This window comes from Novosphingobium sp. ST904, assembly GCF_001298105.1.
Taxonomy (GTDB): domain Bacteria; phylum Pseudomonadota; class Alphaproteobacteria; order Sphingomonadales; family Sphingomonadaceae; genus Novosphingobium.
Genome location: NZ_LGJH01000154.1, coordinates 12,959 through 35,183, shown reverse-complemented (window position 1 = coordinate 35,183; position 22,225 = coordinate 12,959). Strand labels below are relative to the sequence as shown.

Genomic DNA, 22,225 nt, shown 5'->3' with positions numbered 1-22,225 from the left:
ATGGATTGTGTGTCTCGATCAGTTGGCGCCGCTTGAAAGAAGCTGCGCGCATTCGCTGTCGCCGCGCGCGGCGGCGCGGCGCATCGCGCGCCCGGCTCCGGCATAGAGCGCGGCGCCCAGCAACAGGAACGGCGTGCAGACCACGGCAATCGACCAGCCCACTTGCGCCGGGTCGTGCAGCACGCGCTCGGTCACACTGGCGACCATCAGCGGGCCGAGGCTGGCGCCGATGATGGTGTTGAGCACGAGCGTGAGCGAGATCGCGCAGCCGCGCATCCGGGGCGGGACGAGGGACTGCAAAGTGGCGAACATGACCGTGCCGATCACCGAGAACACGGCGTTCGAAGAGGCCACCAGCACTGTCGCCAGGTGAAGTTCTCCCGCCAGCACCGCCAGGACCGAGGGCAGGGCGAACAACGGTGCGACCGCGAGGATCGCGAAGCGCGCCATCGTCCGGCCCGACGCATCGAGCGGTCCAGCATCGTTCCGCCGATCAGCGGGCCGATGGCGGAGAACAGGATCGAGAGCGGCCCCAGCCACTTGCCGAGGAACGCGGCATCGGCGCCGTAGCCGCGCAGCAGCATCGTCGGCGCCCAGGCGGAACCGCCGTAGGCGACCGTGAAGCAGGTCGCGAAACCGAAATAGAGCGGCAGGAGCACGCGGCGGTTGCGCCAGAAATAGGCGGCTTCCGCCGCACCGGGCAGGCGCGGCACGGCTCCGGCGGCGGCCTGCACTTGCCGGACGGGCTCGCGCGTGAAGGCAAGCAGGGCCAGCGCCACCAGCAGCCCGCCGGCGCCGAACACCACGAAGACGATCCGCCAGGGCACGAGGTGGCCGATCAGCGGCAGGCCGAGGAAAGCGCCCGCACCGGCGGCCGTCACCAAGAGGCCGGTAAGCGAGATGGCCACGCCGTTCGCGAGGCCCTTTCCCATCATGTAGAACGAGATCGGCCGCCCGCGTCGCTCGGGGGAGAAAAGGTCCGCGATCAGCGAGATCGCGGCCGGCCCCAGCGCCGCCTCTCCCAGACCCACCAGCAGGCGGGCGGTGAACAGCGAGCCGAACGTCTGGGCCAGCCCGCTGCCGATCGTCGCCACGCTCCACAGCGCGATCCCCGCGACAATCAGGTTGCGGCGGGAGATGCGATCGGCCAGCAGACCCATCGGCAGGCCCATGAAGGCATAGAACAGCCCGAAGGCGAGGCCCTGCAACAGCCCGATCTGCTCGTCCCCGATGCCGATATCGGCGCGCACCGGATCGACCAGGATGTTGAGCGCCGCCCGGTCGATGACCGAGAGCACCCCTGCCAGGAACAGCATGAAAACCATGACCCAGGCGGATTTTCCGCCCGGCCACGAGCCTTCCGCCACCGGGCGGGAGCCGGACGATGGCATCGCCGCAGCCTCCGCCCTGTTGAGCGCGATCGGGCCGTTCATGGTCAGAGCAGGCCGCAGGCGCGGGCGCGGGTCTTCACATAGTCCCCCAGCCAGTCGAGGTTGCGGAAGCGCAGGGTGCCGCGCCCTACCGCCGTCGAGCTATGGGCCATGCCTGCGATCAGGCGCAGGGCCTTGGCCATCAGGAACAGCTCGGTATTCTCGGTCTCTTCCGGGGTGAAGGGCCGAACCGACTGGTAGCCGTCCTCGAAAGCCTCGCCGATCTTCGGATCGAAGCCGTAGAACAGGTTGCCCCAGACGAAGTTCTGCACGTCCTGCATGAGGAAGTCCTCGCCCGCGGCGTCGAAGTCCAGCAGGGTGATGCCGCCGTCTTCGGCGACGTGGACGTTGCTGGGGTGGAAATCGCGGTGGCACACGCCCAGCGGCACCTTGCCCGAGGCGGCCAGTTCGTCGAGCCGCTTGTCGAGGTTGGCGGCGATCACCGGATAGTCGCGCAAGTCGTCCGGCCGGTCGTAGACGAAGTCGATCAGCGCCGGCATGCAGATGTTGTAGTCCTTGGCCGTCTCGGTCGAGAACCGGTGGTCGGCTCCCGCCCAGGCATTGCCGAGCAGGTGCATCCGGGCCATGGCGGCGCCGATGCGGAAGGCGGTTTCCTCGGACAGGCGGTCTCCGAACTTCACGCCCGGCGCCCAGTCGTAAAGCGCGATGGCGCGTTCGCCCTCGGGGGAAAGCACCTTGAAGTAGAGCTTGCCGTCATGCTGCGGCACGCCGACCGAGGCGGGGAAGCCCTGTTCGCGCAGATAGTCGAGGAAATCGAGTTCGTAGGCCACGTCGTCAACGTCGCGGTAGGTCTTGCGCCAGACGCGCAGGGCGTATTTCGCTTCCTCGTCCTGCACGAGATAGACATCGTTCATGCCCCGGTAGAGCAGGAAACAGGTCAGCTCGCCCTTGACGGGATAGCGGCGCGCCACTTCGGCGGCGATGAACTCGGGGTGGAGGACCGAGTGCGAAACCTCGGCCACCGGAAGGTCAGAGGCGGTCAAGGAAGTCACGCAGTTCATGGGCAATACGCTCCGGGGCAAGATCGAAAATGTCTTTGTCGAGATCGAGAAGCTGGACCGCCCGGCAGTCCGGCATGCGCGCGGCGGCCTGGAGGGACACTTCGAGAAGGTCTTCCGCCGTCTGCACGAGCACGGCAGGCTGGGTTACGAGGCCGAGGCGCGAGAAATCCCACGACCAGACGCCGCTGTAGGCCCAGGCGAAACGGTGCAGCACGCGCGATTTGTCGGCGAAGTTCCACACCGCCTTGTCGAGCGGCTGTGCGGGATCGCGGTTGGTGACGATATAGCCCCAGAGCCTGCCAAGCAGGCCGAGGATCACTTCGCCGCTTTCGTCCGGCTCCGGGAAATTGCGCGCTTCTTCGAGCTTGGCGGCAAGGGTGGCCGGATCGAACATCGGAATGCCGGTCAGCCCCAATGCGCGGACCTTGTCCGGGCGGGCGATGGCCAGTTCGCAGGACAGCAGCGTGCCGGTGTGGAAGCCGTAGAGATCGACCTTGCCGGTCAGCACGCCCTCGGCCTCCAGCGCATCGAGCCCGTCCGAGAAGGCGGCGGCATAGCCGGCCATCCCCGGCGGCGCGGGCGGCGCGTCGGACATGCCGTAGCCCGGCGTGTCGAAGGAGATCACGAGCCGGTCGGTCGCCAGTTCGCGGATCAGGGCCTCGTACTCGTAGGAAGACGAGGGGTTCTGGTGCAGCAGCACGATGGGCGTGCGTCCGGCCTGTGCGGCCCCGGCAGTGCGATAATGCATCTGGCCGTGGCGGCAGGTGGTATAGGCACGGCGGATCGAGGGTGTGTCGGTCATGAAGGCAGAATGCTCGCTGCTTTGCGCACCTTGCGCGGCCAAAGAGGAATCTCCGCTGTTCGGGGATCGGGTCATGCCACTGCGTTCCCAAGGCCTTCGGAAGTCTCCAGGCGCGCGGCGGCGAGCTTGTCCTCGTCAAGGTCGTAGGCCCAGAGGAACAGGCCGTTGATCGCGAACATGACCGCCGGGATCACCGAGAATCCGAGCTTCAGCGCCAGCATCGCGCTGGCGGGCTGGGCGACGATGGCGCCGCCGGTGGTCGGCACGTAGCCCAGCGCGTGAAGGAACACGCCCAGCACCGCCACGCCGAGCGCGAAGCTGACTTTCTCGATCACGGCTATGGCGCTGGAGAGCAGGCCCTCGCGCGCCTCGCCGGTCAGCAGGCGGTCATAGGCCTGGGTGTCGCCCAGCATCGAGATCGACATCAGGATGATCGCGCCCGAGCCGAGGCCGCCGCCGATACCGCGCAGGACGATACCGGTCGTGGTGATCGAATGGTCGGCCAGGAGCCAGCTCAGCGTGGTCATGCAGAACAGCACGACGCCCGCCAGATACGTGCGGCGCTTGCCGAAGCGCTTTCCGGTCCAGACCCACAGCGGCATGACCAGCGCGGTGACGACGTTCTGGGTCACGGCAAAGGCGATCTGGCCGCTGTAGCCCACGCCCACGACGTTGAGCATGAACAGCAGCATCGTCGAGGCGACCGAGGCGAAGGAGAGGAACTGGAACACCTTGGCGCCCAGCAGCATCATGAAGGGCCGGTTGCGGGCGATCGCGCGAAGCTGCGCCGGACCGGGCAGGTGCTTGCCGGAACCCGGCGCGGTACCGTGCTTCACCGGAACGGCGAGCGCCGTCGCCGTCATCGATCCGCCGATGATGAGCGCCATGACCATGCCCATTGTGGCGAAGCCGGAACGGCCCGCGCCGCCGCTCTGGATCAGCCACGCGGTGCCCGCCATCGCCAGAAGCTGGCCGATCGAGACGAACACGGTGCGGAACGAGATCAGGCGCGTGCGTTCGTGGAAGCCGTCGGTCAGTTCGGCGGGCAGGGCCATGTAGGGCACGTTGAACAGCGAATAGGCGGTGGAATAGATCACCAGCCCCGCGATCATCCAGAGCAGCAGTGCTCCTTCGGACAGGACCGGCGGTGCGAACAGCATCACGAACGAGACCGCCGAAAGCAGCGCTCCTCCCAGGAGGAACGGCTTGCGCCGGCCCCAGCGGGTGCGGGCGCGGTCGGACAGGCTGCCGATGGCGACGTCGATCACCGCGTCGGCCAGCTTGGAGATCATCAGCAGGTAACCGGCGATCTCGGGCGACTGGCCCAGCACGGTGGACATCAGCGCGGGGAAGTAGGTGGTCACGGTGTTGAGCATGATCGACACGCCCACCGTGCCGATCCCGAAGCCGAGGCAGGTCCTGACACTTAACCGGACATCGGCCCGGCTATCCTTCGAAACCGACATCTTCATGGTAGCTGCCTCTTGAGGAATTTGGCCATGGCGGCGGCCTTGGCTGCGGGTGATCCGCCGGTTGCCGCCTCATGCCCGTCGGCCAGCAGGCCAAGCGCGGTCTTCACCGAGGCATTGAGCAGGGCCAGTTCGGTCTCGGGCTTGAGCAGCAGCGTGGGCGCTGCGATCCGGGCCATGCGCTCGAACGCGCGGTAGCGGAACGCGGCGATGTAGGGCTTGGGATAAGTGTCGAGCGCTTGAGCACGTCCAGCGTGATCCGGTGCAGCACTTGCGGCGGCGGCATCGGCACGGAAAGCCGATGTTCCGCATCCTTCATGAAATGGGGGAAGAACAGCGCCTGGTCGCGGCAGAAGTTGAACGCCCAGACCAGGTGGCGGCCATATTCGTCCGGCTCGACCACGGGGGCGTAATTGGCGATCACCGCTTCGCGCAGATCGTCCTCGTATTCGGTGATGCCGTCCAGCACGAGGCGGTGCACGCGGGCGGGACGGCCGGCGGCAAGCTCGCAGGCGATGCGGGCGCCGGTGTGCGTGCCGTAGGCATCGACCGCTCCGAAGCCCAGTGCGTTGCACAGGCGGTCCACGGAATCCGCGAAATAGGCAATGTCGGGCTCGGCAGGTCCGGGGGCGGCGGAATCGCCGTTGCCGAGCGTATCGGGCGCGACGATCTCGCCCAGGTATCCCGCCGCGCGAAGGGCCGTCATCAGGTCCTGCATGAACCATGAGGACGCGGGCGAGGCGTGAAGCAGCAGCAAGGGCCGGTGCGCGGCATCGGCCGCGGGCAGGCGGCGCAAGTGAACCTGCCCCTCATCCAGCCGGACGAAGGCGCGCTCGATCTGAAGGGTATCGGGAATCTCGGGTTCGTTCATGGGGGCCGAGGCTATCGCAGGCCGTTCACCCGCCGCCCCTCCATGCAAACTTGATCGGCAGGCGAATAGTTTTATCCCCCCACCCCGGATTGCGCGGCGGCGGGGTTCATAATCGCCGTCATGGACACATCCTTCCTTCCTGACGACGGCGCGCTTCTGACGGCGCTAGAGCGCGAGGGGCCGATCAATCTGGCCCGTGCGATCGCCGTGATGGAACGGCACGATCTGGCGGGCCTGGTGCTGGGCGATCCGGTGAACGTGTTCCACGCGCTGGGGCACTGGCCGCAGATCGGGCGGACCCGTCCCGGGCAGCCCCCGGGAACTTTCGCACTGATCGCGCGGGAGCGGCCCGGACAGTGGGGCCTCGTCACCAGCCGCTTCCTCCATCACTACAGCTGGGCCGACGGACGCAGCCGCAACGACGTGGCCGTCTGGCTCTACGATGCGCTCGGAGACGAGGGCGACGATACCCCGGCCCTGGTGCCGGACACGCCGGTCCTGCCGCGCCGATCCAGCAGCCCTCCGACCGCCGCCGAGGCTCACCGCGAGGCGATTTCCGCGCGTGAGGCCGGGGCCATGACGGCGCGCGGGGATGCAGGGGCTGCCATCGCCGCGGCCATGCGCGGTCTTGGCCTGTGGCAGGGACGGATCGGCTACGACCACGGGGTCATCGCCGAAGTCGCCCTGCGGCGCGAGCATCCCGGGGAACTGGTGCAGGCCGACAATATCCTGCGCGAGATCCGCCTCGTGAAATCGCCGCTGGAGCACGTCCTGATGGCGCGCGCGGCGAAGTCCAACGTCGATGCCCTCAATGCCGTGGGCCGCGCGATCCGCGCCGGCGCCAGCCATGCCGAATTGCAGGCGCTGTTCCGCATGGAAACCGCCGCGCGCGGCAATACGGCGGTGTTCCTCAATGTCGACCGGGTCTCCTCGGACCTGTCGCGGATCGAGGTGGCGGATGGGCAGACGCTGATGCTCGACGGGGTGAGCCAGTATCTTGGTTACCACGGCGATTTCGCCCGCACCGTTTTCGTCGGCGAGCCCACCCGCGCCGCTGCCCGCGCGGCACAGGCGGCCGCCTTCGGCTGGCAGGCGGTGCGCGAGAAGCTGCGGCCGGGCCTGCGTTATTCCGAGATCGCGATGCTGGGCGAAGCGGCCATTCGCAAGGCCGGATACGAGGCTGTCATCGGCTTCGGCCCGCACAGCGTCGGCCTGGCCCATACCGACGAGCCGGGCGAGGTCCACGGCGGTTTCTGGCGCAAGCCGGACATCGTGCTGGAGCCGGGCATGATCCTCTCGGTCGACTGCCCGACGCTGGATACCGGCATCGGCGGCTCGGCCCATTGCGAAGACCTCGTGCGCATTACCGAGACCGGCTGCGAACCCATCCATCCCCTTCACGAACCGGTGATCATCGTATGACCAGACCTTTCATTCTCTCCGCCTCGATCGCCGAGGTCGCCTTCGCCGTTCCCGAAAGCGCCGCGCCGATCCTGTGCGCGGCCGAAGCGGCCGGTCTCGACCTGCTGGTCATGGGCCGCTCCGGCGCGCGTCCCTTCGATGCGCAAGTGCTGCTGGCATGGGCGGCGCCGCTGACCTCGCGGCTCGCCTCGTCGCCACGGTTCCCGCGTCGAACGCGCACCCCTTCCACGTTGCCCGGGCGCTTTCGGCCATCGATTTCCTGAGCGCGGGCCGCACCGGCTGGTCAGTGGTATCCGAAGGCGCGCCGCAAGGCATGGGCGAGGACATGGTCGGCGCCGCCCGCGCGCTGTGGGATGGCTGGGGCAGCGACACGCTGATCCTCGACAAGGCGAGCGGACGCTATCTCGATGCGTCGAAAGTCAGCGCCTCGAACTACGAAGGCGCCTTCTTCAAGGTGGCCGGTCCCGTCAACGCCATGCGCCCGCCGCTCGGCCATCCGCTGCTGGTGGTGGACGGGGATGACCCTCTCGCCGTGGCAGATGCCGATATCGCGCTGTTTGCCGATGGACAGCCCGTGCCGCCGGCAAGCAAGCGGCTGCTCAAGGTTGCGCCCGATGCCGATCCTGCCGAACCGATGGCCCGTTTCGAGGCCGGTGAAATCGACGGCCTGCACTTCACCCTGACCGACGCCCTGTCGCAGCTTCCCCTGATCGGGGCGCGCTTCGGCGCTCCCGTTTCGGCGCGGCCTTCCGAGAGCGGCGACCTGCGCGCGCGGCTTGGCCTGCCGATCCCTTCCACCGCATCCAACCAGCCCGGCGGCGCCGTGATCCCGGAGAACGCATGATGGACAAGCAAATTCACCTCTGGGCCTTCCTTCAGGGCATCGGCTTCTTCCCGAGTGGATGGATGCATGAGCGTGCGAACCCGGCGGGTGTGTTCTCGATGGACTATTACGCCCGCGTCGCGAAACTCGCCGAACAGGGCATGTTCGACGCGATCGTCTTCGGCGACCAGCTCCAGTCGCGCGGGGCGGGTGGTCGCACGCCGGAGCGCATGGCGATGCCGACGCTCGATCCCGTCAGCCTGCTCACCGCGATGGCGGCGGTAACGAAGCACGTCGGCCTCGTCGCCACGGTTTCGACGACATACAACACCCCGGAAATGCTCGCCGAGCGCTTCGGTACGATGGAGCGTATTTCCGGCGGCCGCGCGGGCTGGAACATCGTGACCACCGCGCACCCCGACACCGCCCCCAACTTCGGCGAGGACGACCTGCCGCCGAAGGACGAACGCTATCGCCACGCCAAGGAAGTCGTCGCCAAGGCCTGCGAACTCTGGGCGGCGATGGACCGCGAAGGGCCGCTGCTGCCGCAGGGGCGCCCGGTCCTCGTCCAGGCGGGCCAGTCGCCTGATGGGCGCGATTTCGCGGCACGCACGGCCGAGGCGATCTTCTGTCCGGCCGCCAATATCGAGGCGGGCGTGGATTTCCGCAGCGACTTGCGCACTCGCATCGCCGCCGTGGGCCGCGATCCGGACGGCGTGCGGATCATGCCGGGCCTGTCCTGCGTGCTCGGCGGCACCGAGGAAGAGGCGCGCGCCAACCATCTCGCCATTCTCGATCTTGCCGACGATGCGCTGGCCATCGAATATCTCTCGGAATCGCTGGGCTGCGACCTGACCGCCTTCGACCCCGCCGGTGCGATCCCGGTGGACACGATCCTCGACCGGACGATCCTGCCCAAGGCCGACATCGCCCGCGCCATCACCCCCGCGCAGGAGAAGGGCACGCCGCTTGGCGATTTCGCGGCCAATTTCATGCGCCATCCGCGCGGCCATAACGTGTTCCTCGGCACGCCCGAACAGATGGCGGAGATGATGATCGCCTGGCGCGATGCCGGTGCCTGCGATGGTTTCACCCTCCAGCCCAGCTACATGCCGGGCGGGCTGGAGGACTTCGTGGAACAGGTGGTGCCGCTGCTCCAGCAGCGCGGACGCCTGCGCACCGAATATCCCGGCAGCACCCTGCGCGAGACGCTGGGCCTGTCCGCGCGTGAGGCGGTGGCAGCATGAAGAAGCGCCATATCCTTCTGGGCGCGCTTGGCGCACTGGTGCTGGTCGGCGGTGGAAGCGTGCTGGCCCTGCGGGCAGGAGCGGGCGCGAGCGACCGGGCGGAGCTCGAAAAGCGCTGGGCCGACGGCCCCTCGCGCTTCGTCACCGTGGACGGTGTGCGGATGCACGTGCGCGAGGAAGGCCCGGCGGGCGCGCCGGTCGTGGTCCTGCTTCACGGCTCGATCGTCAACCTTCATGAATGGGACGGCGTCGCCGAGCGGCTCAAGGACCGCTACCGCGTGGTCCGCTTCGACTGGTCGCCCTATGGGCTGACCGGCCCCGATCCTTCGGGCGTCTATTCCACGCCGCGTTCCGCGCAGCTCATGGACGGGCTGATGAAACAGCTTGGCCATGACAGGTTCGCGGTCGTCGCCACGTCCAATGGATCGAACGTCGCGCTCGAATACAACCGCGCCTATCCGGGCCACGCCACGGCCATGGCGTTTTCGATGCTGCCGCTCGAACGGCCGAGCCAGACCCGCAAGGTCGATCCGCGGCTGGCGTGGATGCTCTCGTTCCACAAGGCGGTGCTGCCGGACTGGCGCTCGCACTGGTTCTGGAAGCTGATGCTGGAGGATACCACGCCCCCCGGCTTCGTGCCGACCGATCGCATGGTTGACCAGATTTACGACATGAACAACCTGCCCGGCGCGCTGGGCCGCCAGGCGCAGTACATTCAGGCCAACGTCAAGGCGTTCAAGACCTCGGACGTCGGAGCAGTGGCGGAAACGGTGCGCGTGCCGGTGCTGCTGCAATGGTGCAGCTATGACGACGTGATCTCGCAAGGGGCCAAGGCCTCGGTCGCCCGCTTCACGCATGCGCCGGTCGAACTGATCGAATATCCCGACCTCGGCCACTTCCCGATGTGGGAGAACCCGGAGAAGTTCACCCGCGACCTCAAACGCTGGCTGGACAAGGTCACACCGGCTCCCGTTCCGGCCGCGAAAGCCTGAACGGAGCGCTCGACCGCCTCCCCAAACATCGCAGCCCCGATCCCGCTCACCGCGCCTCGGATAGAGTCACGGTCGGCGCCGCAAGCCCGGACGGCAGCTTTTACGCCTGTCGGTCCCGTTGAATGGAGTTTCATCGCAAATGTCAGTGAAAGATCGTTGCCAGGTAGCGATTGCCGGTGCCGGCCCTGTCGGCACGGTCATGGCGACGTTGTTGGCGCAGCAGGGTATCTCGGTGATCCTGCTCGAAGCCGGACAGGACTGTGCGCAGGATCTGCGCGCCTCGACCTTCCACCCGCCGACGCTCGAAATGCTGGACGATATCGGCATCACGCCGATGCTGCTGGAAACCGGCCTCAAGGCCCCCGTCTATCAGTGGCGCGACCGCGCTTCGGGCGAAGTGATCGAGTTCGATCTCAGCGAGCTGCACGACGTCACCCGCTATCCCTTCCGCATCCAGTGCGAGCAGTATCACCTTTCCCGTGCGCTGGCATCGGGGCTGGACAATCACGCCAATGCCGATGTCCGCTTCGGCAATCGCCTGCTTTCGTTCGTGCAGGACGAGAACGGCGTGGACCTTGCCGTGGAGACGATGATGGGGATCGAGCGCGTCCGCGCCGACTTCCTGATCGGCGCGGACGGTGCGAATTCCATCGTGCGCAAGTGGCTTGGCACCGAATTCGACGGGTTCACTTATCCCGAGCGGTTCCTGACCCTTTCGACTGAAACCGACCTTGGCCAGTTCCTGCCCAACCTTTCGCTGGTGAACTACGTTTCCGATCCGCAGGAATGGCTGGTGCTGCTGAAGGTGCCGTCCGTCTGGCGCGTGCTGGTGCCGGTGAACGGCGCGGTGGACGAGGCGGAACTGACGTCCGAAGCCAACAAGACGGCGATCTTCGATCGTCTCATGGGGGACGGCGCCTCGGTCGTCACGCATCACCGCACGCTCTATCGGGTCCACCAGCGCGTGGCCCAGTCGTTCCGCGAGGGCCGCGTCATGCTGGTGGGCGATGCTGCCCATCTCAACAATCCGCTCGGCGGCTTCGGCATGAATTCGGGCATCCACGATGCCTTCAACCTGTTCGAGAAGCTGCTGCCCGTGCTCAAGGGACAGGCGGCGATGGAGCCCAGCCTCGCGCTTTACGACCGCCAGCGCCGCGAAGTGACGCATAGCTTCACCCAGGCCCAGACCAAGCAGAACATGGCCTTCATCAGCAGCGGCTGCGGATCGGCGCACGATGCGCGTCGGCGCGAGTTCCTGGCGATCAAGCAGGACGACGAACGCCGCCGTGCCTACCTCATGCGCCAGGCGATGTTCCAGAGCCTGGAGGATGCGGCGCTGATCCGCTGACCCGCGTGGAACCGGACCGACCGGTCCGGTTCCCATTTCGGAGACAGAACATGCCTGCCTGGTTCGTCATCACCACGAAAGTCCACGACCGGGAGGCCTTCATGTCGGGCTATTCCCCGGCAGTGGCCCGGCTCGCGGAGGAATGGGGCGCGCGCTACGTGCTGCGCGGGCGGAAGGGCCGGGTGCTCGAAGGCGCAGGCCATGAGGGCGGCGGTGCGGTCGTCATGGAGTGGCCCGATGCCGGAACCGCGATGGCCTTCTGGGAATCGGCCGAATACGCCGAGGTGAAGAAGCTGCGCGACGGCATTGCCGAGGTCAGCGTGACGCTCGTCGAAGGGTGATCCCTCGCGGTTCTCCGCTCTGCGGAGAATGCGCAGAAACGGCGCGGCGGGCGGCTGCCCGCAGGCACCTTCGCAAGGGACGGCATCGACTGGGATGCACGGCAGGAGGGCAGCAGGCTTGACCAGCGAACTAACCGGCGCGGGAACGATTCCGCGCGCCATCGATATACCGCAGACCATCGCTCCGCCTGCCGGTTCCAAGCCATCCGGTTCCAGGACATGGCGCATCCGGTTCGGTTCGCTCATGATCCCGCTGGCACATGCCGCGGGGCAGAATGTCGTCACCGTGCTGGGTCTGCGCTTCATGACTGACAGCCTTGCCATCTCGGCAGGGGCGGCGGGCCTGATCTTCGCGCTGGTCAAGATCTACGACGGTTTCCTCGATCCGGCGGTCGGCGCCTGGAGCGACCGCGCGGTGACGCCCTGGGGGCGCCGCCTGCCGTTCCTCTTCGCAGGTGGCATCGCCATGCCGCTGGGCCTCGCGCTGCTGTTCGGGGCGCCGGACATGGGCTCTATCCTGCTGGCGCAAGTCTTCGTCACGCTGGCTCTGGCGATCCACGCCACCGGCTATACCCTGCTGACGATCCCGGGCTTCGCGATGGTGGTGGAAAGCTCCTCCGATCCGCACGAACGTACCCGGCTCATGGCCTGGCGCACTTACGGCAATGCCATCGGCACCCTGATCGGATCGACGCTTCCCGCCTGGCTGCTCGGCCTGACCGGGCCGACGCGCGGCGGGCATCTCCTGCTGGCGATGGTCGTGGGTCTCGTGGTCCTGCTGGCCACCGTGCTGGCGGTGCGCCTGCTGCGCGACGCTCCGCGCACGCAGCCGCGCGCCTCCACCGCCATCGTGCGCCGCAATCCGCTGGTCGCGCTGGGGCGGCAGGTCCGGCTAGCCTGGGATAACCGACCTTTCCGGATTCTCGCCATCGCCCATGTCTTCCTGCTGTTCGGCACCGCGATCGGATCGGCTGCGCTTGCCTATTTCACGCGTGTCGTTCTCGGGCTGGGCGACGAGGTGCTGGGCACTTACTTCATGATGGCGACCGTGATGATGGTGCTGGGCATGACGGTGTGGGTCTGGCTTTCGGGCCGGGTCGGCAAGAAGGCCTGCTACATGGCCTCGCTGGCGCTGTTCGGACTGGTGCAACTGAGCTGGCTTGCCGCCGCGCCGGGCGAGAGCATGGTGCTGGTTTCTCTGCGCGGTCTGGCAAGCGGCTTTGCGGGCGGGGGCATGATCCTGTGCGCCTATGCCTTGCTGTCCGACGCCGTGCGCTATGACTATGTGCAGAGCGGCGAGCGCCGCGAGGGCGCTTTTGCGGGCTTCACCACGCTGTTCGACAAGCTCTCCTCCGCCGCGGCGCTGGCGGCGATGGGGGTGTTCCTGGGCGCGATGGGCTACGTTCCTTCGGCCAGCGGACAGGCGGCCGTGCAGGGCGAGCGGGCGATCCTGGCGATCATGCTCTGCGAATCCGCGATCCCCGCGGCGGCCATGCTCTGTGCCATCGTCGCCTTGTGTTTCTACCGGCTCGATCCCGCGCAGCTTCAGGCGCTGGAGAACGGGCAGGACGCGAAGGCCTGATCCTCAGGCTCCATTCCGGGAAATCATGCCATGTCACGCAAACCCATCGAGCTCGTCGGCCTCGTCTCGCCCTACCGGGGTTCCGAGGCGAGCGTCGAACCCGCCGTTTACGATCCCGCCTTCGTCGCCGAATGCGCGCGCGCCTATGAGCAGGCGGGCTACGACCGGGTACTGATCGGCCAGAACGCGAAGTCTGCCGACAGCCTCGTTACCGCGACATGGGTGGCGGCGGCGACCAGCCGCCTCAAGCTGATGGTTGCGCATCGTCCCGGTTTCATTGCCCCGACCATGGCCGCGCGCGCCTTCGCGACGCTCGATCAATTTTCCGGCGGCAGAGCGGGCGTCCACATCATCACCGCCTTTTCCGACATCGAAACCCGCTGTGACGGCGATTACCACTCCAAGCAGGAGCGCTATAACCGCAGCCGCGAATATGTGCAGGTCATGCGCCGGATGTGGGCCGGAGAGCACCCCTTCGACCATGAGGGAGACTGGTACCAGTTCGAGCAGGCCGGCAGCGAAGTGCGTCCGGTGAACGGCAGCGTGCCGGTGTTCTGGGCGGGAACTTCTGAACTGGGCCTGCGCTACGGCGCCGAACTGGCGGACGTCTACGCGCTGGGGCCGGGCAGCGCGGCGCAAGTGGCCGAACTGGTCGGCAAGGTGAGGCGGGAGGCGGGGGTCCATGGCCGCGATCCGCGTTTCTCGATGTCGATGCGCCTTGTGGTGGCGGACAGCGACGAGGCGGCATGGGATCGCGCCCGCGACCTCCTGCGCGGTGTCGAGGCGCGGCAGGCCGCGTTCGGGGCACTGGGACGCGATCTTGGCCGGGCGGCACAGGATGCGGCGGAGCGCGCGGTGGAGGCGGACGATGCCGCATTGGACCCATGCCTGTGGACCGGGCTCACCAAGGCGACGCAAGGCCGCCTTCAGGTGATGTGCCTTGTCGGATCGCCCGGAACCCTGGTGCAGGCCCTGATGCGCTACCGCGAGGCGGGGATCGACAATTTCCTCGTCACCGGGTTCGACTGGCTGGCGGACACGCACCGTATCGGCACCGAGATCGGTCCGGAACTGCGGCGACTGGCGGATTGAGGCAGACGGGAGGCACGAAAAAGCCGCCGATGCGTCCGGCATCGGCGGCTTTTTCCTTGTCCCGGCAGCAGCTCTACTGCTGCGCGATATCGGCAATGGTCTGGTTGTAGGCGGCCTCGGTCTGGGCCTTGGCCGCTTCGTCGGCATCCTTGAGCTGGAGATAGAACAGCCGCTGGAGGAAATCCTGGCGGCGCTGCTCGCGCTCTTCCAGGGCGTCCTGGTCGAACTGGAGCGCTTCGATCCCGGCGGCGAGGTCGAGCCCCGAGGCCTTGGCGACACGCTCGGCGGAATCCAGCCGGTCGCGCAGGACGCACATCTCGTTGGCGAGCACCATTATCATCGACATGGCGGCATCGAGGCCGGGCGTGTCGTAGAACTGTGGGCGCTTGCCCCTGGCGTGGCGGATGACGTGCGGGCGTTCGCCGGTGGTTTCTTCAGTCATGGTCATGTCGTTCACGCGGCGAGGGCCTTTTCTTCGGGCTTGCGGGCAATGAGAACTTCCCAGCCACCGCCGGGCGCGAATTCGCCGGCGGTGAAGTCACGCTCGGCAACATGCTCGGAGGCTTCCTGGCTGTAACCCTCGGCGGCGGCGGCGAATTCCATCACGGCCATCGGCGCGGTATCGAAACGCACGTCTGCGCGGTCGAACCCGGCCTTTTCGGCCAGCGCGATCTGGTCCATATCACGCATGGCGCCCCAGAACGGCTCGTTATTGTACCAGGTCTCGTTATCGAGGATGAACTGGGTGAACGGGTCCATGAGATCGAAGGGAGGAAGGTCTGCGTGGATCATCAACCCGCCGGGCGCGAGCACGCGGTGTGCTTCCTCGAAGATCCTGGGCATGGCCTTGCCGCTGGTTTCATGCAGGAGGATATGGCTGACGACGAGGTCGAAGTGACCGTCGGGGAACGTGGTCTGCTCGGCGCTCATCTGCGCGAAGTTGACCTCCTGTCCCATCGCGGCGGCGCGGGCATGGGCATAGCGCACCACCGGCGCGCCCACATCGATGCCCCAGACTTCGGCTTCGGGGAACAGTTCCTTGTAGGGCAGGGTCGAGTGGCCGACCGTGCAGCCCATGTCGAGGATGCGGCGGGGCTTGAAATCAGGCCGGTTGCGCTTGAGGTAGTTCACCACCGAGCGGCCCATGTCGTCATTGTCGGGGCCGGTATAGCCCATCGCATAGAGGTAGACGCCCCGGTCGTAGAGCGCGCCCACCGAAATGTCCTGCGCGCAGACTTCCGAGCAATAGCCGCCGGGCATGCAGTGGATGTCGAGCGCGGTGACATAGCGCGGCGGGACGAAATCTTCGGGAATCTGCAGCTTTGCCGGGGTGGAGGCGGACAGTTCCTTCGCCTTTTCCAGAAGTTCGGGAAGCTGGCGGTCCACCGAGCCGTTCACCGATTCCCACAGCAGTTCCTGCGCGATCCGGTTCGCGGCGGCATAGTGCTGGAAGTAGAGATCGCCCACCATGCCGGTGCGGATGTCGCGGCGGTCCACCGGGGCGCGGCCGTGCTGTTTCTCGAACGACTGGGAGACGCGGGTCTGATAGACCGGGCCGAGGCCCGGCAACAGGCCGGACTGGATGAAGCCCTTGAAGCTCTTGGCGAATTCCTGGCGCGAGGCCTCGTCGGCATTCGCTTTCGGCAGGGCTGCGTGGGGCGATTGCTGGAAGGTGTTGAGCATTCTGCTGCGACTCCGCTTGATCCTGTGCGCGGTTACGGTTCTGCGGCGATGCGCGGTTCGGGGCAGCCCCGCCGCCGCCGGCTATCCGCTTGGCGATCACCGCACCCTATCGCGATGCCGTCGCGCTTTCAGAAGCGCAAAAAACCGATCAACCGGTTCGAACGGATGCCGGACCCAACAGGGGATCATCGAATGGACGAAATGAAGTTCTCCCGCCGCGAAAGCCTCGGATTCGCAGGAGTTGCAGCAGGACTTGCGGCAGCACCGTCGCTGGCGCAGGCCGCCACCGGGCCCAGCAAGGCAACGCCTGCCTTCAAGACCAGGATCGATTTCAAGGACCCGGAGTGGAACCGCGACGTCTACGTCCGTATCGATGCCGATATCGATCCTGCCAAGGAAAAGTGCGGCTGGCTGAAGGGCAAGGCCTATGGCGTGCGGCCGAACGAGCCGGTTCGTCCGCTGTTCGGGGTGGAGGGCTTCAGCTTCGTGCGGACCAAGCGGCTGGAGGACGGTTCCTATCGCCGGATGCTGCGCGAGATCGTGTTCTATCGGGATCTTGAAACCGGTAAGATACTGGAAAACTGGCAGAATCCATACACTGGCGAGACCGTGAAGGTCGTGCCGATCGCCAACGATCCGTTCAACTTCACGATCAGCCAGTGGGCGCCCGAACCCCCGTCCTACGGCGGTCTCAACAAGGACAAGCCGCCGCGCAAGCCCTTCCTTCAGGATTGGGAGGAAGGTCCCAACGGCACGCTGATCCTGCGTACCGACATCGACATGCAGTATCCCAACGCACTGGACCCGGCGAGGTGGGTGCGCGAATCCGCCGGCCCCATGAACCGCGTTTCGGAGCACTTCATCTATACGGTGAAGCGCGAGGACGTTGAGAATCCGCGCCTTACGCATATCCCGCATATCGGCGCCTGGAGCCGGATCACGCCGTGGTTGCCGTGGATGCTGATGGGGCAGGCCGAAGGCCATGTGAACTATTTCACCCATTTCCAGACGATCGAGGACGGCGAAAAGGGCCTTCCGGCGGATCTCGTGGCGGCAGCGCGCGGTTATGGCGAAAAGTGGCTGCACGCGCCGACGGAGGACTATGGCCCGTCGCTTTCGAGCCTTGAGAACTATGCCCGCGAACAGAAGCCTGCCCCGGTTCCGGCGGGTTGGACGCCGCCCAAGCCGCCCGCCGCGCCGCAGGCGCTGCTGCACAAGCCGGAGTAGACCGAGCGGCACCTAAAGCTGCCTGAACGGCACCGAGGGGTGGGTCGGCCTGTCGACCCGTCCTTCGGTGCGGATTTCCTTCTCCCGACCGGAGCCCCGCGACGATGACCGACCAGACAAGACCGCCGACCGGTCTCGCCATCATCGGCTGCGGCCGCATCTCCGGCGCGCATTTCGCCGCCGCCGCATCGCTTCCCGGCCATGTCAGGCTGGTCGCCGCGGTCGATGCCGATCGGGCCGCGGCGCAGGCCGCCGCTGCGCCGTTCGGCGCCCGGGCGCTGACCTCGCTGGAGGAAGCGCTGGCGCTGGCGGAGGTGGAGGCGGTGCTGATCGCCACGCCCAACGCGCTTCATGCCGAACAGTCGCTGGCGGCGCTGCGGGCAGGGCGGCATGTGCTGGTGGAGAAGCCGGTGGCGGAGACCGGGGCCGATGCCGCGATGCTGGCGCGCGAGGCGCAGGCGCGGGGGCTGGTGCTGGCGGCGGGGCACACCTTCCGGCACAACGCCGCGGTGCGCTGCATTGCGGACATCCTCTCGGGCGCAGCGCCGAAAGGTCGGCGCAGTTCGGCCGCCTGCGCGCGCTGGAGGTTTCGACCTGCGTGAAATGGGACGGTCCGCAGGCCCCGTGGTGGGCCGAGCGCAGCCCGGAGGAGGGGCTGATCCTTTCGCTCTTCGCGCCTCATGCGCTGGATTTCGTGCAACTGGTCATGGGGGATGACGATCCCGTTCGCGTCCATGCCGAAGCTGCGCGCCACCAGTCCGGCTGGCAGGGCGAGGATGAGGCGATGATCCTGCTCGCCTATCCCGGCCGCCGCATGGCCAGCGTCCACATCTCGTACAACCAGCCCTCGGTGCTGGACCGCAAGGTGCTGCACTTCGAGCACGGCGTGCTGGAGATCGAGCACGGCGAGATATTGCGCTGGAACGGCGAAGTGCTGGTCACTCCGCCGGAGGGCGTGCTGGCCAATCCGCGCGCGATGGGCGGGCGCCGGCTCGATCACTACTTCACCGATCAGCTCCGCGAATTCGTGCAGGCCCTGCGCGGAGAGCCGCATCGCTGCCCGACCGGCGACGATGCCGCCCGCCTCATCACCCTGATAGACCGGGTGAAGGCATCGGCCCGCGCCAATTCGGCGGCCGATGCCATCGACCCTCCGCTTCTGGCGGAGTGATCAGCTTTCCGGCGTGAGCGTCACCATCACCACGTCATGCGGCTGGACCTGCGCCGAGAAGCTGCCCTTCATCGCGCCCAGATCGCGGTGCGCCCAAAGGTCACGCAGCCTGAGCGACTGGCCGGCAGGATAGTCCAGCTGCGCCCAGTTCACCGTCAGCTTCACCGGCGTCTCGCCCCGGTTGAACAGCAGCGCGGCGCGCTTGCCGTCCGCCAGCGTGCGGACCCAGACTTCGCCGTTTCCGTCCTTCGCCACACGGCGGCCCTGACGGCCCAGCTTGTCCTGATCGACCGCGATCACGTCCTTGTTGAGCAGGATCGCCCTGGTGTCCGCGCTCATGTTCGCTACGTCGTTGCCCGCGATCAGCGGCGAGGCCATCATCGACCAGAGCGAGAAATGGCTGCGGTATTCGGTGGTGGTCATGCCGCCGTTGCCGACTTCCAGCATGTCCGGGTCGTTCCAGTGTCCCGGCGCGGCATAAGCCCAGAGCGGCTCGTTGAGATCGACGATATCGAGCATGCCCAGCGCATAGCCGTGCTTGCCCGACCATTTGTCAGTGATATCGGCGGTGGTGCGCCACATGTTGCCGATCTTCGAGGCCCAGAGCCATGGGCGATTGGTGCCCCATTCGCAGAGCGAGAGCAGCACGTCGCGCCCCGTGGAGCGCAGCGCATCGGACATCAGCGCATAGGCTTCTTCCGCATTGCGGCTGCCGGTGCTGCACCAGTCGTACTTGAGATAGTCCACGCCCCAAGAGGCATAAGTGATCGCGTCCTGATACTCGTGGCCCTGGCTGCCGGGCGTCCGCCGCAGGTCTTGGTGCCGGCGTCCGAATAGATGCCGAACTTGAGGCCCTTCGAATGGACATAATCGGCCGTGGCCTTGATGCCCGAGGGGAAGGCCTTGGCATTGGCGGTGATGAAGCCCTTTGCATCGCGCTCGCCATGCCAGCAATCGTCGATCACGAGGTAATTGTAGCCCGCATCCTTCATCCCGGTGGCGACCAGTGCGTCCGCCGTGTCGCGGATGGTCTTTTCCGAGATGTTGCAGGCGAACTTGTTCCAGCTGTTCCAGCCCATCGGCGGCGTCTGTGCAAGGCCGTTGGCCATGCGTGCCGGGTCCTGCGAGGGCGGCAGGCGGTTCTGGTCCACTTCCTCCGCCAGCGCCGGATTGGTGAGGGCCAGAGGGGCAAGGCTCAGGGCGAGTGCGGCGAATTTCGCAAGTCGCGACATGGGGAGCATTCTCTCTTTAAAGCTCAGTTCGGGCAGATCGCGCCGGTGGGATCGGCGTCGAGCTTGATGGTGGAAATGGCGATCGCCTGGCCCGCATTGCCTTGCAGCACGAAGGGACGTGAAATCTTCGTCATGTCCGCCCCGGCCTTGGCGAAGCAGGAGAGCGAAACCTTGACGCTGGCCCACTGGCCCGGCGCGGCGGTGAAGACCTGTGCGCCGTCGAGGAGCGTCTCGCCCAAGCCCAGCTTCGGCGCGACGGTTCCCTTGGCGTCGATGCGGTAATCGATGCGCAAGCTGAGCATCGCGTTGCTCTGGCGGTTCAGATCGACCGTCGGCCCTTCGATGCGCACTTCGCCGGGGCCGGTGAAGGTGAGCTGGCGCGCGCCTTCCTGCGTGCCGCCGCCGTCGACATTCCTCACCGCGACCGCGCCGCCTGTTGCGAGCTTCCACGGCGCCAGCACCTTGCCCGGCAGGTAGTAGACCGAGACGTTGGAAAGCGAGGCATCGAGCCCGGCCACTTCGCTCAGCTGCGGAACCGCGCCCTTGTCCTTGTAGGTCAGGCCGTAGCCATAGGCGAACTGCGGATCGTAGCCCGGCTGGCCCACGTTGTTGAGGAACTGGCCCGCGTTCTTCGGCCAGGAATAGCTGAGCTTGCCGCGGAAGTCCTTGTTCGGCGTGCCGTCCTTCCTGGCGACCAGCACGTCGGCCAGGCCCTCGCCCTCGGAACCCGGCAGGAAGGCGGCAACGAAAGCGTCGGACTGGTTGATCTCCGGGTTCACCCAGAGCGCACGGCCCGAAATGAACACCGAGACGACCGGAATCCCCTGCGCCTTCAGCGCCTTCAACTGTGCCAGCGCCTGCTTGTCGCCCGGCTGGAATTCCAGCGTGGAGATATCGCCGACCATTTCGGCATAAGGCGTCTCGCCGAAGACGACGACGGCGACATCGGGCTGCGGCCCCGTGACCTTGCCGTCGGCACTCAGCGTGGCGGTGCCGCCCGCCGCCTCGATCGCGGTCTTGAGGCCGCTCCAGATCGAGGTGGCGCCGGGGAAGTCGGCATTGGTGTTGCCGGTGCCCTGCCACGACATCGTCCAGCCGCCGGTCTGCATGCCGATATCGTCGGCATGGGTGCCGGTGACGAGCACCTTCTGGCCCGGCCTGATCGGCAGCAGCGCGCCGTTGTTCTTGAGCAGCACCAGCGATTCCGCCGCCGCCTGACGCGCCACCGCGCGGTGCTCCGGCTTGCCGAGTTCGGTGCGCTGCTCATAGGGACGCGCCGGATCGAACAGGCCCAGCTTGAACTTCACGCGCAGGATGCGGCGCACCGCATCGTCCACCCGCGCCATCGGGATGGTGCCGTCCTCCACCTGCTTCAGCGTGTTGTTGAACAGGTCCTTCCAGTCGCTGGGCACCATCGCCATGTCGAGACCGGCGTTGAAGGTTGCCGCGCAATTGCCGTTGGTGCAGCCGGGGATCTGGCCATGCGCGTTCCAGTCGCCCACGGTGAAGCCCTCGAAGCCGAGGCGGCCCTTCAGCACATCGGTCAGCAGCGATTTGTTGCCGTGGTTCTTCACTCCGTTCCACGAGGAGAAGCTGGCCATGACCGTCATCGCGCCGGCATCGATGCCGCTGACATAACCGGGCACGTGAAGCTCGATCAGGTCCTTTTCGGGGACTTGCGCGTCGCCCTGGTCGATTCCGCCGTGGGTGCCGCCGTCAGCCAGGAAGTGCTTGATCGATGCGGCGACATTGCCGTTCTGGATGCGGCTCTTGCCGGGCGCCCCCTGAAGCCCGCGCACCATGGCGGCGGAATATTCGCGGGTGATCTCGGGGCGCTCGGAATAGCCTTCGTAGGCGCGGCCCCAGCGATCGTCCTGCGGCACGGTGACGGTGGGACCGAAGGCCCAGTCGAAGCCGGAGGCGGCGCTTTCGGCAGCGGTGACTTGGCCGATCTTCTCCATCAACGCCGGATCGCGCATCGCGCCAAGGCCAACGTTGTGCGGGAAGATCGTGGCGCCGAAGACGTTCGAATTGCCGTGGACAGAGTCCATGCCGAAGATCACCGGGATCGGCACGTGGCCGGGGCGCTTTTCGATCGAGATCTGGCGGAAGGCTTCGGCGGTGGCGATCCAGTCGCTGGCCGGGCCCCGGTCGTTGCCCGAAAGCGGCGGATCGTTGCCGCCGCCGAGGATCGAGCCCACCGGATATTCGCGCAGTTCCTCCGGCTTCATCGCGGCGATGCTGGGCTGGATCATCTGCCCGACCTTCTCCCGCACCGACATCTGCGCCATCAGCCGGGTGATCTTCGCCTCCGTTTCCGGATCGACAAGGCCGACGCTCTGCGCCTTGGGCCAGAGTTCGGCATGCGCGGTGGCGGCGGGGCCGGTGTCCTCGGCAAGAGCGCTCGCCAGCGGCAGTACGCTTCCGGAAAGGGCAAGCAGAGTGGCGAGCGTACGGCGCATCGGGCGTTC

At 66.9% G+C, this 22,225-nt stretch carries 23 protein-coding genes and 1 pseudogene; 12 read left to right on the top strand and 12 right to left on the bottom strand.

All coding sequences use genetic code 11. The features are described from left to right. Positions 1–18 precede the first annotated feature (18 nt). From ADT71_RS34015 to ADT71_RS18070, 7 genes are all read right to left on the bottom strand, one after another. On the bottom strand, positions 19–354 hold the full coding sequence (locus ADT71_RS34015) for a hypothetical protein (RefSeq protein ID WP_231636007.1): 336 nt from the start codon (positions 352–354) through the stop codon (positions 19–21). Continuing rightward, entirely contained in the window at positions 324–1,433 is a 1,110-nt protein-coding gene (locus tag ADT71_RS18090; RefSeq protein WP_231636006.1) for an MFS transporter, read from the bottom strand. Before ADT71_RS18090 ends, ADT71_RS34015 begins: the two co-directional genes overlap by 31 nt. 2 nt (positions 1,434–1,435) lie before the next feature. Further along, the gene (locus ADT71_RS18085) at positions 1,436–2,452 is read right to left on the bottom strand and encodes a phosphotransferase enzyme family protein (RefSeq protein WP_054439015.1); all 1,017 of its coding nucleotides are present in this window, start codon (positions 2,450–2,452) and stop codon (positions 1,436–1,438) included. Continuing rightward, positions 2,421–3,254, bottom strand: coding sequence for an alpha/beta fold hydrolase (locus tag ADT71_RS18080; protein WP_054439112.1), 834 nt, complete (start codon positions 3,252–3,254; stop codon positions 2,421–2,423). Before ADT71_RS18080 ends, ADT71_RS18085 begins: the two co-directional genes overlap by 32 nt. Positions 3,255–3,325: 71 nt before the next feature. Then, positions 3,326–4,726 (bottom strand): MFS transporter, encoded by a 1,401-nt coding sequence (locus tag ADT71_RS18075; protein WP_054439014.1) that lies wholly within the window; start codon positions 4,724–4,726, stop codon positions 3,326–3,328. Continuing rightward, on the bottom strand, positions 4,723–4,902 hold the full coding sequence (locus tag ADT71_RS34010) for a hypothetical protein (RefSeq protein ID WP_231636005.1): 180 nt from the start codon (positions 4,900–4,902) through the stop codon (positions 4,723–4,725). The genes ADT71_RS18075 and ADT71_RS34010 overlap by 4 nt, the downstream gene beginning before the upstream one ends. After that, positions 4,830–5,594, bottom strand: a complete 765-nt coding sequence (locus tag ADT71_RS18070; RefSeq protein ID WP_231636004.1) for an alpha/beta fold hydrolase — start codon at positions 5,592–5,594, stop codon at positions 4,830–4,832. The genes ADT71_RS34010 and ADT71_RS18070 overlap by 73 nt, the downstream gene beginning before the upstream one ends. A gap of 120 nt (positions 5,595–5,714) precedes the next feature. On the opposite strand from ADT71_RS18070, the gene ADT71_RS18065 reads away from it, so the two are divergent. The 9 genes from ADT71_RS18065 (at position 5,715) to ADT71_RS18030 (ending at position 14,441) form a co-directional block, all read left to right on the top strand. Further along, on the top strand, positions 5,715–7,016 hold the full coding sequence (locus ADT71_RS18065; protein WP_054439012.1) for a Xaa-Pro peptidase family protein: 1,302 nt from the start codon (positions 5,715–5,717) through the stop codon (positions 7,014–7,016). Continuing rightward, on the top strand, positions 7,013–7,279 hold the full coding sequence (locus ADT71_RS34005) for a hypothetical protein (RefSeq protein ID WP_082370430.1): 267 nt from the start codon (positions 7,013–7,015) through the stop codon (positions 7,277–7,279). Before ADT71_RS18065 ends, ADT71_RS34005 begins: the two co-directional genes overlap by 4 nt. Next, the gene (locus ADT71_RS31490; RefSeq protein WP_231636003.1) at positions 7,174–7,860 is read left to right on the top strand and encodes an LLM class flavin-dependent oxidoreductase; all 687 of its coding nucleotides are present in this window, start codon (positions 7,174–7,176) and stop codon (positions 7,858–7,860) included. The genes ADT71_RS34005 and ADT71_RS31490 overlap by 106 nt, the downstream gene beginning before the upstream one ends. Further along, positions 7,857–9,086, top strand: a complete 1,230-nt coding sequence (locus tag ADT71_RS18055; protein ID WP_054439010.1) for an LLM class flavin-dependent oxidoreductase — start codon at positions 7,857–7,859, stop codon at positions 9,084–9,086. The genes ADT71_RS31490 and ADT71_RS18055 overlap by 4 nt, the downstream gene beginning before the upstream one ends. Next, positions 9,083–10,078: an alpha/beta fold hydrolase gene (locus tag ADT71_RS18050; RefSeq protein WP_054439009.1), complete on the top strand. Its 996-nt coding sequence runs from the start codon at positions 9,083–9,085 to the stop codon at positions 10,076–10,078. The genes ADT71_RS18055 and ADT71_RS18050 overlap by 4 nt, the downstream gene beginning before the upstream one ends. 139 nt (positions 10,079–10,217) lie before the next feature. Beyond that, positions 10,218–11,426: an NAD(P)/FAD-dependent oxidoreductase gene (locus ADT71_RS18045; RefSeq protein ID WP_054439007.1), complete on the top strand. Its 1,209-nt coding sequence runs from the start codon at positions 10,218–10,220 to the stop codon at positions 11,424–11,426. A gap of 50 nt (positions 11,427–11,476) precedes the next feature. Then, positions 11,477–11,767 (top strand): DUF1330 domain-containing protein, encoded by a 291-nt coding sequence (locus ADT71_RS18040; protein WP_054439005.1) that lies wholly within the window; start codon positions 11,477–11,479, stop codon positions 11,765–11,767. Between the two features lie 118 nt (positions 11,768–11,885). After that, complete coding sequence (locus ADT71_RS18035) at positions 11,886–13,349, top strand: MFS transporter (protein ID WP_054439003.1); 1,464 nt, start codon at positions 11,886–11,888, stop codon at positions 13,347–13,349. 30 nt (positions 13,350–13,379) lie between these two features. After that, positions 13,380–14,441, top strand: a complete 1,062-nt coding sequence (locus ADT71_RS18030; protein ID WP_054439001.1) for an LLM class flavin-dependent oxidoreductase — start codon at positions 13,380–13,382, stop codon at positions 14,439–14,441. 73 nt (positions 14,442–14,514) lie between these two features. On the opposite strand, the gene ADT71_RS18025 is transcribed toward ADT71_RS18030, so the two are convergent. Both ADT71_RS18025 and ADT71_RS18020 read right to left on the bottom strand, forming a co-directional pair. Then, positions 14,515–14,883, bottom strand: a complete 369-nt coding sequence (locus tag ADT71_RS18025) for a hypothetical protein (RefSeq protein ID WP_231636002.1) — start codon at positions 14,881–14,883, stop codon at positions 14,515–14,517. Positions 14,884–14,894: 11 nt separating this feature from the next. Then, positions 14,895–16,124 carry a class I SAM-dependent methyltransferase gene (locus tag ADT71_RS18020; RefSeq protein ID WP_054438999.1) on the bottom strand — a complete coding sequence of 410 codons (1,230 nt, stop codon included), beginning with the start codon at positions 16,122–16,124 and terminating at the stop codon, positions 14,895–14,897. A gap of 192 nt (positions 16,125–16,316) precedes the next feature. Here ADT71_RS18020 and ADT71_RS18015 point away from each other — a divergent pair, with 192 nt between their 5' ends. The 3 genes from ADT71_RS18015 to ADT71_RS33995 all read left to right on the top strand — a co-directional run bounded on the left by ADT71_RS18015 (position 16,317) and on the right by ADT71_RS33995 (position 18,522). After that, complete coding sequence (locus tag ADT71_RS18015) at positions 16,317–17,351, top strand: DUF1838 family protein (protein ID WP_054439106.1); 1,035 nt, start codon at positions 16,317–16,319, stop codon at positions 17,349–17,351. 104 nt (positions 17,352–17,455) lie between these two features. Next, entirely contained in the window at positions 17,456–17,953 is a 498-nt protein-coding gene (locus ADT71_RS34000; protein WP_231636001.1) for a Gfo/Idh/MocA family protein, read from the top strand. Continuing rightward, positions 17,950–18,522 carry a Gfo/Idh/MocA family oxidoreductase gene (locus ADT71_RS33995; protein ID WP_231636000.1) on the top strand — a complete coding sequence of 191 codons (573 nt, stop codon included), beginning with the start codon at positions 17,950–17,952 and terminating at the stop codon, positions 18,520–18,522. The genes ADT71_RS34000 and ADT71_RS33995 overlap by 4 nt, the downstream gene beginning before the upstream one ends. Here ADT71_RS33995 and ADT71_RS33990 read toward each other — a convergent pair whose 3' ends face one another. The 3 genes and pseudogenes from ADT71_RS33990 to ADT71_RS18000 all read right to left on the bottom strand — a co-directional run bounded on the left by ADT71_RS33990 (position 18,523) and on the right by ADT71_RS18000 (position 22,216). Further along, positions 18,523–18,861, bottom strand: coding sequence for a hypothetical protein (locus ADT71_RS33990; RefSeq protein ID WP_231636024.1), 339 nt, complete (start codon positions 18,859–18,861; stop codon positions 18,523–18,525). It lies immediately after the preceding gene. After that, a pseudogene (locus ADT71_RS33985) lies at positions 18,862–19,601 on the bottom strand (glycoside hydrolase family 27 protein); the annotation flags it as partial. It lies immediately after the preceding gene. Between the two features lie 176 nt (positions 19,602–19,777). Continuing rightward, positions 19,778–22,216: a glycoside hydrolase family 3 protein gene (locus ADT71_RS18000; RefSeq protein ID WP_054438998.1), complete on the bottom strand. Its 2,439-nt coding sequence runs from the start codon at positions 22,214–22,216 to the stop codon at positions 19,778–19,780. Between the last annotated feature and the right edge of the window lie 9 nt (positions 22,217–22,225).

Excerpts from the sequence above, each read along its gene's own strand:
- ADT71_RS18090 (WP_231636006.1), bottom strand. The coding sequence starts at position 1,433 with ATGAACGGCCCGATCGCGCTCAACAGGGCGGAGGCTGCGGCGATGCCA.
- ADT71_RS18085 (WP_054439015.1), bottom strand. The coding sequence starts at position 2,452 with ATGAACTGCGTGACTTCCTTGACCGCCTCTGACCTTCCGGTGGCCGAG.
- ADT71_RS18080 (WP_054439112.1), bottom strand. The coding sequence starts at position 3,254 with ATGACCGACACACCCTCGATCCGCCGTGCCTATACCACCTGCCGCCAC.
- ADT71_RS18075 (WP_054439014.1), bottom strand. The coding sequence starts at position 4,726 with ATGAAGATGTCGGTTTCGAAGGATAGCCGGGCCGATGTCCGGTTAAGT.
- ADT71_RS34010 (WP_231636005.1), bottom strand. The coding sequence starts at position 4,902 with ATGGCCCGGATCGCAGCGCCCACGCTGCTGCTCAAGCCCGAGACCGAA.
- ADT71_RS18070 (WP_231636004.1), bottom strand. The coding sequence starts at position 5,594 with ATGAACGAACCCGAGATTCCCGATACCCTTCAGATCGAGCGCGCCTTC.
- ADT71_RS18065 (WP_054439012.1), top strand. The coding sequence starts at position 5,715 with ATGGACACATCCTTCCTTCCTGACGACGGCGCGCTTCTGACGGCGCTA.
- ADT71_RS34005 (WP_082370430.1), top strand. The coding sequence starts at position 7,013 with ATGACCAGACCTTTCATTCTCTCCGCCTCGATCGCCGAGGTCGCCTTC.
- ADT71_RS31490 (WP_231636003.1), top strand. The coding sequence starts at position 7,174 with ATGGGCGGCGCCGCTGACCTCGCGGCTCGCCTCGTCGCCACGGTTCCC.
- ADT71_RS18055 (WP_054439010.1), top strand. The coding sequence starts at position 7,857 with ATGATGGACAAGCAAATTCACCTCTGGGCCTTCCTTCAGGGCATCGGC.
- ADT71_RS18050 (WP_054439009.1), top strand. The coding sequence starts at position 9,083 with ATGAAGAAGCGCCATATCCTTCTGGGCGCGCTTGGCGCACTGGTGCTG.
- ADT71_RS18045 (WP_054439007.1), top strand. The coding sequence starts at position 10,218 with ATGTCAGTGAAAGATCGTTGCCAGGTAGCGATTGCCGGTGCCGGCCCT.
- ADT71_RS18040 (WP_054439005.1), top strand. The coding sequence starts at position 11,477 with ATGCCTGCCTGGTTCGTCATCACCACGAAAGTCCACGACCGGGAGGCC.
- ADT71_RS18030 (WP_054439001.1), top strand. The coding sequence starts at position 13,380 with ATGTCACGCAAACCCATCGAGCTCGTCGGCCTCGTCTCGCCCTACCGG.
- ADT71_RS18025 (WP_231636002.1), bottom strand. The coding sequence starts at position 14,883 with ATGACTGAAGAAACCACCGGCGAACGCCCGCACGTCATCCGCCACGCC.
- ADT71_RS18020 (WP_054438999.1), bottom strand. The coding sequence starts at position 16,124 with ATGCTCAACACCTTCCAGCAATCGCCCCACGCAGCCCTGCCGAAAGCG.
- ADT71_RS18015 (WP_054439106.1), top strand. The coding sequence starts at position 16,317 with ATGGACGAAATGAAGTTCTCCCGCCGCGAAAGCCTCGGATTCGCAGGA.
- ADT71_RS34000 (WP_231636001.1), top strand. The coding sequence starts at position 17,456 with ATGACCGACCAGACAAGACCGCCGACCGGTCTCGCCATCATCGGCTGC.
- ADT71_RS33990 (WP_231636024.1), bottom strand. The coding sequence starts at position 18,861 with ATGAGCGCGGACACCAGGGCGATCCTGCTCAACAAGGACGTGATCGCG.
- ADT71_RS18000 (WP_054438998.1), bottom strand. The coding sequence starts at position 22,216 with ATGCGCCGTACGCTCGCCACTCTGCTTGCCCTTTCCGGAAGCGTACTG.